This is a genomic window from Rhodopirellula halodulae, assembly GCF_020966775.1.
Classification (GTDB): Bacteria; Planctomycetota; Planctomycetia; order Pirellulales; family Pirellulaceae; genus Rhodopirellula; species Rhodopirellula halodulae.
Genome location: NZ_JAJKFV010000033.1, coordinates 135,095 through 147,325 on the forward strand (window position 1 = coordinate 135,095; position 12,231 = coordinate 147,325).

Here is a 12,231-nt window from a genome sequence, read left to right on the forward strand (position 1 = left end):
CGGCGAAGGCATTTGCCTTCACAACCAAACAGAGAGCCGCGTGAACCAAAGAGCCTTGACGTCGATCAGACGGCCACGCCGTTGCGAAAGGCTTCCACCGTTTCGCCTTCAGCAATGGAAGGTCCTGAAGGAGCCGCCGAATGAGCGACGGTCAGCACCCGAACTTCGTGAGGCAAGATTTGATGGACGATGCGATAGGAGTAGACCTGAATTTCCGAAACGTCCTCCCGTCCAAACTCGGACACAATTGATCCGGCGTCTGGGTACTGAAGCAGCAATTCGGTTTGTTCGATGATTCGATCGAAAATCAACTCGGCGAATTGCATCGAATCGCGTCCGATGTATTCACGGATCGCGATCAGGTCCTCGGCCGCACATTCTGTCCAACTAACTTGCATCAGCATTCTGCTTCCATCGTTCGCGAATCATATCGGTGGAGACCAGCCGAGAGGATTCAGCATCCGCCAGGCCTGATTCAATTTTCTGACGGATGTAAAGCCGATACAAGACCTCATCCCAACTTGCGCCATCGGGCAAGTTATCGATGGTGTCACGAGCGGCAGACTTTGCGGATGTGTTAATCGTTTGACTCATAGTGTTCCTCCATTGCCCCCCATGCTAGCGGTGTTTGGTAACCGTAACAGCGCAAAATTACCATGCGAAGATATTTTTAACAGAATTTGCGCATGGCGTTCTGTACAGCCCCCGCACTTTCACTGTTTTTACAAGTTTGCGGATCACCGAAGATCCAATGATCGGTCGGATTGGGCAAAACACCGTTTTGGAGCGAAATCCGGTACGAGAGAGTCGGTCCGCAGACCGGCTTACGAAGCCAAAGGACGCCCGTCCATTCCGCTAGGATGGGCGACTGCCGGAGCGCCGCTTCGCTTCGGTCAGCCTACGGTTGGCCTGCCAGTCATCGCCTCGCGCATGGCCAGAACGACGAACCACCCTGTCGATCCATCGCGGCACATGGCATCAGCCTGCGACGCACGGCAACAACCGCTCACCCGCCTGTTCCCACCTTCGGCCAGCCCACCCCATGAATCGAATTCTTGTCGCCGCGATCGTTTGTCTGGTCACTTTGTCGGCTTCGTTCGCCACCACGCCATCGCGGCCGAACATCCTTTTCTTGCTGGCTGACGATCTGGGGTATGGGGACTTGGGTTGCTACGGTCGCCAAGACATTCGCACACCGAACCTGGACGCGATGGCTGAACAAGGCGTGCGATTCACGTCGCATTATGCCAACGGACCGGAATGTTCTCCCACGCGAGCCGCCTTCCTGACGGGCCGCTATCAACAATGGGTGGGCGGTTTGGAATGCGCCATCGGCACCGGCAACCAGGGACGCTACGACGATGCGATTCGACTGCGTGCCTCGAACGACTTGGGACTTCCGGTGGACATTCCAACTCTGCCTCGCGTTCTCAAGCAAGCCGGCTACGAAACCGCGATCTTTGGAAAGTGGCACCTGGGCTACGAACCCAAATTCGCTCCGCACCTGCATGGCTTCGACGAAACCTACTACTGCATCGGCGGTGAGATGGACTACTTCCATTACATCGACCTGGTCGCTGGCTACAACCTTTTTCGCAACGGTCGACCCATTCGTGACGAAGGCTACTTCACCGATTTGATCACGGAGCACTCGATCGAATTTCTGCAAACCAAACGCGAGCAACCTTTCTTTCTCTATGTCCCGTTCACCTGCCCGCATTCGCCGTTCCAAGCCCCCGACGAGAGACGCCCGCACCCGTTGCCACTGGATTCACCAAGGCGGAAACAAGGCAACGCTCCGCCAGACGTCTACCGGGCCATGATTGAGCGCATGGACGCTTGCATTGGCCGAATGATGGAGGCGGTTCCACCCAACACGTTGGTCGTGTTCGCCAGCGACAATGGCGGCACCAAGAGCGCCCGCAACGAACCACTTCGCGGCATCAAAGGTGGCACGTTCGAAGGCGGCATCCGCGTTCCCGCGATTCTTTGGTGGCCGGAACAAATCGAAAAAGGTTCCATCTGCGATACTCCCACCCTGACCTTTGATTGGACCAAGACGTTTGCTGAGGCGGCTGGAGCCTCGTTCCCGGAATCGCATTTTTTAGAGGGCGTCAACGTCCTCGATGTTTTGAACGGGGCTGAACCGTCCCGCACACTATTCTGGCGGAAACCACGCGGCCAACAAATCTGGCGGGGTGTTCGCAACGCAAATTGGAAGTATGTCGCACACCAAAACGGCGACCGCGAAACCGAGTATCTTTTTGACCTGGCTCGCGACCTCTCGGAAGAGAACAACTTGCTGGACCAACATCGTGAAACCGCGACGCAGCTTCGAGATCGTTTCAATCAATGGGAAACCACGACACGAAAAGACCGCCGTGGCCGCCCCAATGAATCTCACTCGAGTGACATGCATCCGTAGCAATTTGCATCCATAGCATGTTGTTCGATCGACCGACCACCTTCCGCCAATGAATATTGACATGTCTCACCCACGAAGCAACGGTCCTTGGTTGCGCACGCTTACGTTGACGTTGCTTTCATGCCTCACGTATCAAATGGCGATGGCGGCCGACGACATGGAGGCAACGCTTCGTTCCAAAGCTCCAAACCGTTTGCTCGCGGAAGCCAGTGTCTTGGGTGATCCGGAGCGGGGAGCGGTTCTGTTTCATCAACCGAGCCTGGGTTGCGTTCAATGCCACCTGCCTAGCCCGCAAGGCGAACGTCTGGGACCTGACCTGACGACCCTTGGCGAGCGTGCGACCTACGATCACATCATCCAGTCCATTCTCGATCCTTCCGAGATCATCGCCGAAGGGTTTGAAAATTGGATGTTGCTGACGGATTCTGGACAAGTGATTCAGGGCAAAATCCTCAGCGAGACTGACACCGTGATCTCCGTGCAATTGTCGAGCGGCGCAGCCACCACGACAGTGGATCCCGACGAAGTCGTCAGCCGCAAGCGTTTGGTCTCCACCATGCCAGCGCAGCTTGCCAACCGGCTGACCAGAACATCGGACTTTTATGATCTGGTCAGTTACGTCGTCGAAATTGGACGCGGCGGGCAAGACGCGTTTCGACGGCTGCAACCCAGCGAAGCAGAAATCGCGGTTCCTCCATTGCCTGAGTACGAATCCAATTTAGATCACGCGGGCTTCATCACCGAATGGGACCCACGTGCGTTCGATCGTGGTGCGAAGGTCTACCAACAAGTTTGTCAGAATTGTCACGGCGACCATGACGAAGCGGGGTCGCTTCCCAATGCATTGCGTTTCGCCAGCGGTCAATTCAACTCGGGCAGCGATCCGTTCTCAATGTACCGGACCTTGACGCATGGTTACCGCATGATGTTGCCTCAGCATCAACTGGTGCCGCGTCAAAAATACGATGTGATTCACTTCATCCGCGAAAGTTATCTGAAGGAACACAACCCAGACGCCTACGTCGAGATCACTCCGGAGTATCTTGCCGGTCTACCACGCGGAACATCGCGCGGTGCACGTGCAACACGATCGGAACCCTGGCGAGAGATGGACTACGGCCCGTTTCTCATTAGCACTTACGAAATCAACGGCCCCGACACGGAGCCGCGTCGACGTATTCCTCGCGAAGAATTGCAGGCCGCCGCTCGCGAAGGACGAGCCCCGCGGGAAACGTGGCCCGACAACACAAACTTCGCTTACAAAGGAATCGCGGTCCGGTTGGACGATGGCCCGGGCGGAATCTCGCAAGGTTCTGATTGGATCATCTTCGATCACGACACCATGCGTGTTGCAGCAGCATGGTCTGGCGAAGGCTTCATCGATTGGGAAGGAATCCTGTTCAACGGTCACCATGCCATCACGCCGCGCACCGTCGATGACCTCGTTTTTCAATCGCCCGCCGAACCAGGTTGGGCAAACCCCCAGACCGGAATGTTCGAAGATTCGCGTTTGGTCGGCAAAGACGGACGTCACTACGGACCTTTGCCAAAGGAATGGGCTGAGTACAAAGGCATTTACAAACATGCTGACCGCGTGATCATCGCTTACCAAATCGGTGAAGCTGAGATTCTCGAAACCCACGGCCTCATCAGGTCCGACGAAGGCCCAACCGTTTGGCAAAGAGTGTTGAACATCGGCCCTCGTTCACACGAGTTGCTGTTGCGGACCCAACCCAACAACACGAAGTGCGGAATGTTCGGCGATGACATTGATTTGTCGAACGATCCGAAGCTGCCGGGCGGTGTCACGCGAATCCTCCCGAGCGATCAGGTGTCTCGCATCGAAATTCGTCTGGCAACAGAGCCCGTCGAGGCATTGCTTTATCGCACCTCCGATGGCTCGGAATATGAAGTGGAGGATCTGCATGCATTGACTCACGGTGGCAAAGCCGAATGGACACAGAAGATCAGCACCACGACGGACGCCACGCATTCGCGGGGCCCCTTCCATGTCGACACACTGCAGCGACCGATCAAAAACCCATGGAACAGTCGCCTTCGTCTATCTGGTTTGGACTTTCTCGATAACAACGAGGGCATGGTGGTGTGCTGTGCAGATGGCGATGTCTGGAAAATCACCGGCCATGCGAATGATGCCGGACAACTGTCGTGGCGCCGCATTGCCAGCGGGCTGTTTCATCCGTTAGGGATCAAAGTCGTCGACGGCGAAATCTATGTCACCTGCCGCGATCAAATTGTCATCCTGCGTGATCTGAACGACGATGGCGAGACGGACTTCTACGAATGTTTCAACGACGATCATCAAGTCACCGATCACTTCCACGAATTCGCGATGGGATTGCAGGCTGACGAGGATGGCAATCTGTACTATGCCAAAAGTGCTCGACACGCTCGCGATTCCTTGGTCCCGCACCATGGAACGTTGTTGAAAGTATCGGCCGATGGTCAGACAACGCAAATCATTGCCAATGGATTTCGCGCCGCCAACGGAGTCTGCTTGAATCCGGATGGTTCGTTCTTCGTGACCGACCAAGAAGGCCACTGGACGCCGATGAACCGAATCAATCGCGTCGTGGAAGGCGGCTTTTATGGGAACATCTATTCCTACGGGGCACCTGACGACACCAGCGACCAAGCAATGCAGCAACCGCTGTGCTGGCCAAACAAACCCACGGATCGTTCACCCGCCGAACTCCTTTGGGTCGACAGTCAAAAGTGGGGCAGCCTCAACAATTCACTGCTGAGTCTTTCCTATGGCTACGGCAAGATCTTTGTGGTTCCCCACGAGCAGATCGGCGAAACTTGGCAGGGCGGCATTTGCAAATTACCGATCCCGCAGTTCGAAACCGGTGTGATGCGTGGACGGTTTAGCCCCGGCGACGGCCACCTCTACGTGTGTGGGATGCAAGCCTGGGGAAGCGACCAAACCGAATCGACCGGTGGTTTGTATCGCGTCCGAGCGACCGATCAACCCAAGCACCTGCCAACCAAGATCGAAGCCCTCTCCGATCGCGTTCGCATTCAGTTCACAGAGCCCATCGACAAAGAATTCGCGAGCGACACGTCTAACTTTCTTGTCGACACCTGGGCGCTTCGACGGTCCGCGAATTATGGGTCTCGCCGTTATGACGAGAAGAGCATGTTGGTTGAGACTGCCTCGGTATCAAACGACGGATTGACTTTGGAGTTGCACCTGCCGGATCTCCAGCCCACTTGGTGCATGGAAATTTCTTATCGCCTGAAGGACCTCCACGGCGAGATGTTTCGGGGTTCTATCCAGAACACCGTTCACCAGATCAGACAAGCTGAGTGACCAGCGTCACTTACCTTCGGAAGCCCATCGCTTCATCAATTCGATGTTGCTTTCAACGGTTTGCAGATGCTCCGGTGTCGCACGTTTGCGAAGAGTATTCAGGTAAACCTCAATGTCGCTTTCAAACTGCTCGGCCGACTCGGGCTGTCGACCTTGATCGCCAGTCGTTTCCATCCAATGGTCCAAACGGTTGCGAAGCGATTGAAGCTCAGCCGCATGAGCCGGGTCGTTGGCCAGATTCTGCAACTCGTGCGGGTCGGATTCCAGGTCAAAGAGCTCCTCCGCGGGCCGCGTCTGACGAAAGATCAGCTCCTGATTCGCGTCCAATTTGCCTTCGTCGTGCCATTGACGAAGGGCGATCAGAATTGATTTCGCATCCTTGTACGCGCAAGGCTGTAAGTAGGGCCGGTTGGGCAAAAAGTTGCGAATGTATTTGAATTGGTGCGTACGCACCGACCGAATGTGATCCACGGTTTCGTCGCAACGATCTCGCGCCGCGAACGCCGCTTCGCGAGGCTGGTAATCGTCGGAAAGGACGTCCTTCGCCTGCATGGTTTCCGGAATCGGAATACCAGCCGCCGCGAGCGATAACGCAGCGATGTCAATGTGCTCGACCAAATCGTCGCGAATGGTCCCTGGTTCGATTCCGGGGCCGCTCAGAATCAATGGCACATGCAAGCCTTCGTCATAGAGATACTGTTTGCCTCGTCCGTGGCTGATGCCATGATCCGTCATGAAGAGCACCAGCGTGTTTTCGCGAACGCCTTGTTCTTCCAGTTTCGCGATGACTTCGCCAACCATCGCGTCGGTCAATCGCACCGAATCCAGATAAGCTGCCCAGTCACGGACGATGTCCGGATGATTGGGATAGTACGGCGGGAGCGTGACCGATTCGATCGAGGTTGCACTGCCAAAACGCTTGCGTGCTTTCGTGGCGACATTGTTCCAACCCTTCGCATCCTTGCCTCGCAGCTTTCCACCTTGAGTTTGGATCTGCGCGAAAAACGGCTGCCCAGGCTTTCGATCCGACCAATCGGCGGAATCGTAGATCGACTTGTCCCACTCGAAGTTGTAGTCCGTCTTTCCAAGCTTTCCGTTGATCGGCCAGCCCGAAATCGAGGTGTGGTAGCCGGCATCTTGAAACAGTTTGGGAACCATCGCGACGTCGTCAGGCAGTTCAATTTTGACCGTTCCGCGACCGCTTCGATGGTGGTGAGCTCCAATGGACGTTTGATACATCCCCGTGATGAAAGCCGAGCGACAGGTTGAACAGACCGGCGCAGTCACATAGGCATTGTTGAACTGAACTCCGCTCGCCGCCAACGCGTCCACATTGGGCGTTTCGATCGCCGTTTCGCCGTAACAGCCGAAGTGAGCCGACATGTCATCGGGAATGATCCAGACAATGTTGGGCGGCTGTGCAGTGCCGACGCTCGAGAAGACCAAGCTCGTCGCGACGAACAGTGCGATGACAATTGGGTGGGGATGTCGCATGGTGGGTGGGTTCGGTGAGGAGATTTGGCGGAAACACAAGGCAGGGAAGTTTTGTCGAAGCCGTGGGGCGTGGGGACCCGAGCGAGCAAAGGTCTTTGAAAGCAGTCCGCAATTCGGTTCGGTATCTTAGCCGACCGTTGTGCCACCAGGGTAAAGCGAACGCCCGTGAACCTGCATTAGCGGCACTGATCTTGGTTATACTTCGCTCTGAGGCGATGGCTGGACCGCTTGGTCGAGACTCGCTTCCCATCCCCACATCCCACCTCTCTTGGAATTTTCCATGCCCGCCCGGTTCTCCAACCTTGCCGTCTGTTCCGATGCTAGAAATCGTGTCCGAGTCATCGGGACACTGTGCTTTCTGTTGCTTGGAATTTCGTCCCCTGTGAACGCCGAAACCAAGACCGGCAAATTGATCTTTGAAGACAAGTTCGAACGGAACGAATCGCAAGAATTGAAGGACGAAGTCGGCAATGGCTGGAACACCAACAGCCGTTCACGAGCCAACCGACACAAACAGGTGGATCTGAAAGATGGCACCATGCGAATTTTCATCCACGAGACCGCGGACCATGGCGTGTCGGTGACCCAGCCGATGGAATTTCGAAATGGTCGGGTGGAGATGAAGTTCAAATTGGAAGATCCCAAAGATGTCCTCGGTCTGAACTTCGCCGACCTGAAGTACAAAAAGGTTTGGGCTGGCCATTTGTTCCGCGTCAATGTCGGTGTCAAGAACGTTGAGATCGCGGATTTGAAAACGGGGGTCATGGACCTTGAAACGCGAACGCTGCGAAAAGCCGGAACGGTCTCGAAGGAATTGCAGGAAAAACTTAAAACGAAAGTCAAACGTTTCCCCAACAAGCTGGAAACGAACCGGTGGTATCACGTCGCTGCCGAAGTGATTGATGACACGCTCACCGTTTTCATCGACGGCGAGGAAGTCGCTTCCTTCGCGTCCGAGGGCATCGCGCACCCAACCAAGCGATTGTTGCGATTGGCGGTCAAACGCAATGTCGTGGTCGACGACGTGCAAATCTATTCGTTGGATTGACGCCAAAGAGTGCACGCCGCCTCGACGTTCCCGAAATCGTTCCGCCCCACTTGAGATTCACCGATGCCACTTCGCGCCATCAGCTTCGCCTTCTTTGCTGCCACGACGCTGCTTTCTTCTGCCGTTTCACAAGAACCATTCAAATTCGTTGCGAATTACGACGAGTCGAAAATCCCAGCCTACGAGTTGCCCGCTTTGCTGGAGTCCGGTGATGGTTCGAAGATTCAAAACGCCCAGCAGTGGCAGCAACGCCGCCGAGAAATTCTGACGCTCTTCGAAGACCATGTGTTCGGAGTTGTCCCGGACGAACGTCGGGTGGAAGCTGAGGTCGTGAGAACCGACCACGATTATCGACCGGGTGTCACTCGTTTCGAATTCGATGTGATCATTCATCCGATTGCGGAGTCGACCGTCGGGGAACAGACATCCATCCAGCCACTGCGTTTGCAAGTGTTGGCGGACGTGCCGCAATCGACCGAGCCCGCACCGGCAATTCTCGGATTGAACTTCCAGGGCAATCACACGATCGATTCCGATCCCCAAACACGGATCACGGAAAGCTGGGTCCGTGATCGTCGAAATTCGTCCACGGATGGCAATCGGGCAATCGAAGGCGGCCGAGGCGTCGCGTCCAGTCGTTGGCCGTCCGAACTGATTACCCAACGCGGTTACGCTCTCGTGACGCTCTACTATGGCGATATCGATCCTGACTATGACGATGGGTTCGAAAACGGGATCCACGGCACGTTGCGTCCATTCATTCAACAACTGCCCGCCAACAAACGCCCCGGCAGCATTGCCGGTTGGTCCTATGGGCTGTCTTGCGTGTTGGACGCGATCGAACAACTCAGCGAACTCAACATCGATCCCAAACGTGTTGGCGTTTTGGGACATTCACGATTGGGAAAAACCGCACTTTGGGCAGGAGCGACTGACACGCGATTCGCCATGGTGATCAGCAATGATTCGGGGTGCGGCGGTGCGGCACTCAGTCGTCGAGCGTTCGGGGAAACGGTTGGTCGAATCAATCGATCCTTCCCACACTGGTTCAACGACCAATACACGCAATACAACGAAAACGAATCGGCCATGCCCGTTGATCAGCACCAATTGATCGCGCTGGCAGCCCCGCGTCCGATCGCCGTTGGAAGTGCAACCCAAGACGAGTGGGCGGACCCAAAAGGTGAGTTCCTGTCGTGGCAATTGGCGGCACCTGCCTACCGGGTGTTGGGCATGAACGCGAAGGCATTCGATACCGTTTCGACCGCGAAAATGTTGAAACAACAAGGGGTCATCAACGCGGGTCCGATGCAGTATCACCTACGGGAAGGCAAACATGATCTAGCCAAATATGATTGGGAATGTTATCTCGATTTGGCTGATCGAACCCTCTCGCAATCGACTCCATGACCCAACTCCCGATCGATGAAATTCTCCCTTCCTTGAAGAAGGCGATCGGATCGGGAAACGCAGTGGTGTTGAAGGCGCCTCCGGGTGCCGGGAAAACAACCCGAGTGCCGATCGCAATTTTAGACGCACTCGAAGAACGCCAGATTCCAGGACAGATTTGGGTCATCCAACCACGTCGATTGGCTGCCCGATCGGTTGCCAACTGGATCGCTCATTCGCGTGAGGAAAACGTCGGCGAAACAGTCGGCTACCACGTGCGATTGGACCGACGCGAATCCGCACGCACGCAGATTGTCTTGATGACAACTGGCATGTTCCTTCGCCGGATGCAATCGGATCCGCTGCTGGAGCAAGTCGCCTGTGTGGTCTTGGACGAATTTCACGAACGCACCTTGGAACTCGACGTTGCGATCGCGATGACGCATCGTTTGCGGAGCGAACTGCGGGATGACCTTCGGATGGTCGTGATGTCCGCGACGATGGAAACCGCACCGATTGCGGACTACCTGAACCGTGACGATGCCGCGAACGCGCTGGAGATGCAATGCGAAGGCCGCACCTACCCCGTCACCATTCATCATGGTGACGATCGTCCCAAGGATCGTCTTGAGCAGAGGTTGATCGAACCAATTTCCGATGCTCTGTCGACGACCGATGGTCACGTGCTCGTGTTCTTGCCCGGAGTTGCCGACATTCACCGCGTGCAGAGGGCATTGCAATCGAGTCAAGCCTTTCAGTCGTCTACGCCCACGCAGATTCCTAACATTGTTTCCTTGCATGGTTCGCTGTCACCGAAGGAACAGGACGCCGCCATTCGCACCTCAGCGAATCGCAAGCTCATCCTCGCGACCAACATTGCGGAGACATCGGTCACCGTCGACGGTGTGACAGCCGTGGTGGATTCTGGACTGGCCAAGGTCCCACGTTTCGATTCACGACGTGGGATGACGCGTCTTGAAACGACTGCGATTTCGATTGCTTCGGCCGATCAAAGGTCCGGTCGTGCGGGACGAACATCCGAAGGCCACGCCTATCGAATTTGGAGCATGGCTGCTCAACGTTCCAGAGAAGAATACGACGTGCCCGAGATCCTCCGGTCCGATCTCTCGGGGGTGGTGCTGATGCTGGCCAGCCATGGTGAAAAGAACCTGTCGGCGATTCACTGGTTGACGCAACCTCCACCGCACGCCGCCGATTCCGCGGGTGACTTGCTCAAGATGTTGGGTGCGTTGGACTTCAGTGGGCGTCTGACCCAAACCGGTGCGCAAATGGCGGAGATGCCGCTGCATCCGCGAATTGCTCGGATGGCAATCGAAGCGTCACAGTCAATGTCCCGCGAAACCGTTGCCGCGTTGGCTGCTCTGCTGAGCGAGCGACACCCGTTTGAGTCGTGTGCTTCGATGAGCTTGTCGGAAATGGTTCATGCGATCACGCACAAGACAATTCCAAGGAACGTCTCCGTTTCTGCGTTGAAATCGTTCCAACGAATCATCGAGTCCATTGGACGATCGCTGCCGCAGTCAAACGCTAACGAGTCACTGCCCATCACATCCGAAACTCCGTCGGAAATCGCTATCGCAAAGGCATTGCTGGCCGCTTATCCCGATCGAGTCGTGTTGCGACGCGCCGATACCCCCGACCGAGGCCGCATGGTTGGCGGACGTGGCGTCGTTGGGCTTCAGTCCGTTTTAGGCGAAGCAAATCAATCACCGCTGGTGTTGTGCTGGGACGTCGACGGCGGTGGAGTCGAATCCAAAGTCCGATCCGCGATTCCGATCGAAGAAGACTGGCTCGATTCGAACCAAATCACGGAGCGTGATCAACAAACATGGGACACGCAAAAACAGTCGGTCCGGTGTCGTCATCAAACGCTGTATGGTGATCTCGTTTTGAAAGAGACTCCGGGCAAGGTGCCTGGCGACGAAACGACGGAACAACTGCTGTTTGAGAACGCTCGTTCACTTCTACCAATTGGCGGAGCAAAGTTTGAGAAGCGTCTGCAGCGAATGGGGTTGGTTGCGAGCGTGATGGACGAAGTCGCTCCGTTTGACGATGCCATGCACGAGGAACTTTTGCGGCAACTTTGTCACGGTAAGTCGAGCTTGGCCGAACTCCAGCGTGCCGCTTGGTTTGATCACTTTCTTGGGCTTGTCGGCTACGACGTTTGGCAGATTGTCGAACGCGAAGCACCGGAAGAGATCGCTTTGCCGGGAGGACGCCGCGTGCCCATTCGCTATGAGGATGGAAAACCACCGTGGATCGAGGTCAAGATTCAGCTTTGCTTTGGCTGGCGCGACACGCCGCGAATTTTGGGAGGCCGCGTACCGCTGCAATTGCACTTGCTGGGGCCAAACGGACGTCCGCAGCAGATCACCAACGATTTGGCGAGTTTCTGGGCGAACACCTACACAGAAATTCGCAAGGAACTGCGTCGCCGTTACCCCAAACACGATTGGCCCGAAAACCCTCTCGACGCTACCCCGACCCACCACGGTATGAAACGGAGATGATGGCGGACTG

General features: G+C 55.8%; 8 protein-coding genes. 5 read left to right on the forward strand and 3 right to left on the reverse strand.

Annotation, left to right across the window (positions count from 1 at the left end; translation table 11 throughout):
* Positions 1–65 precede the first annotated feature (65 nt).
* Together LOC70_RS24030 and LOC70_RS24035 are read right to left on the reverse strand one after the other, a co-directional pair.
* A complete protein-coding gene (locus tag LOC70_RS24030; RefSeq protein ID WP_230256605.1) occupies positions 66–398 on the reverse strand; it encodes a type II toxin-antitoxin system RelE/ParE family toxin in 333 nt (110 codons plus the stop codon).
* On the reverse strand, positions 388–594 hold the full coding sequence (locus LOC70_RS24035) for a hypothetical protein (protein ID WP_230256606.1): 207 nt from the start codon (positions 592–594) through the stop codon (positions 388–390). The genes LOC70_RS24030 and LOC70_RS24035 overlap by 11 nt, the downstream gene beginning before the upstream one ends.
* Before the next feature lie 448 nt (positions 595–1,042).
* On the opposite strand from LOC70_RS24035, the gene LOC70_RS24040 reads away from it, so the two are divergent.
* Both LOC70_RS24040 and LOC70_RS24045 read left to right on the forward strand, forming a co-directional pair.
* Positions 1,043–2,425, forward strand: coding sequence for a sulfatase family protein (locus LOC70_RS24040; RefSeq protein WP_230256607.1), 1,383 nt, complete (start codon positions 1,043–1,045; stop codon positions 2,423–2,425).
* 61 nt (positions 2,426–2,486) lie between these two features.
* On the forward strand, positions 2,487–5,759 hold the full coding sequence (locus tag LOC70_RS24045) for a DUF6797 domain-containing protein (protein WP_230256608.1): 3,273 nt from the start codon (positions 2,487–2,489) through the stop codon (positions 5,757–5,759).
* Between the two features lie 6 nt (positions 5,760–5,765).
* Here the strand turns inward: LOC70_RS24045 and LOC70_RS24050 are convergent, their stop codons facing one another.
* Entirely contained in the window at positions 5,766–7,253 is a 1,488-nt protein-coding gene (locus tag LOC70_RS24050; RefSeq protein WP_230256609.1) for a sulfatase family protein, read from the reverse strand.
* A gap of 382 nt (positions 7,254–7,635) precedes the next feature.
* Between LOC70_RS24050 and LOC70_RS24055 the strand changes: the two genes are divergently transcribed.
* From LOC70_RS24055 to hrpB, 3 genes are all read left to right on the forward strand, one after another.
* Positions 7,636–8,301, forward strand: coding sequence for a family 16 glycoside hydrolase (locus LOC70_RS24055; protein WP_230256610.1), 666 nt, complete (start codon positions 7,636–7,638; stop codon positions 8,299–8,301).
* A gap of 63 nt (positions 8,302–8,364) precedes the next feature.
* The gene (locus LOC70_RS24060; protein ID WP_230256611.1) at positions 8,365–9,711 is read left to right on the forward strand and encodes an alpha/beta hydrolase family protein; all 1,347 of its coding nucleotides are present in this window, start codon (positions 8,365–8,367) and stop codon (positions 9,709–9,711) included.
* On the forward strand, positions 9,708–12,221 hold the full coding sequence (gene hrpB, locus LOC70_RS24065) for an ATP-dependent helicase HrpB (RefSeq protein WP_230256612.1): 2,514 nt from the start codon (positions 9,708–9,710) through the stop codon (positions 12,219–12,221). The genes LOC70_RS24060 and hrpB overlap by 4 nt, the downstream gene beginning before the upstream one ends.
* Positions 12,222–12,231 lie beyond the last annotated feature (10 nt).

What these genes read in the sequence shown, in the direction of transcription:
- LOC70_RS24045 (WP_230256608.1), top strand. Translation starts at nt 2,487, where the DNA reads ATGTCTCACCCACGAAGCAACGGTCCTTGGTTGCGCACGCTTACGTTG.
- LOC70_RS24050 (WP_230256609.1), bottom strand. Translation starts at nt 7,253, where the DNA reads ATGCGACATCCCCACCCAATTGTCATCGCACTGTTCGTCGCGACGAGC.
- LOC70_RS24040 (WP_230256607.1), top strand. Translation starts at nt 1,043, where the DNA reads ATGAATCGAATTCTTGTCGCCGCGATCGTTTGTCTGGTCACTTTGTCG.
- LOC70_RS24030 (WP_230256605.1), bottom strand. Translation starts at nt 398, where the DNA reads ATGCAAGTTAGTTGGACAGAATGTGCGGCCGAGGACCTGATCGCGATC.
- LOC70_RS24035 (WP_230256606.1), bottom strand. Translation starts at nt 594, where the DNA reads ATGAGTCAAACGATTAACACATCCGCAAAGTCTGCCGCTCGTGACACC.
- LOC70_RS24060 (WP_230256611.1), top strand. Translation starts at nt 8,365, where the DNA reads ATGCCACTTCGCGCCATCAGCTTCGCCTTCTTTGCTGCCACGACGCTG.
- hrpB (WP_230256612.1), top strand. Translation starts at nt 9,708, where the DNA reads ATGACCCAACTCCCGATCGATGAAATTCTCCCTTCCTTGAAGAAGGCG.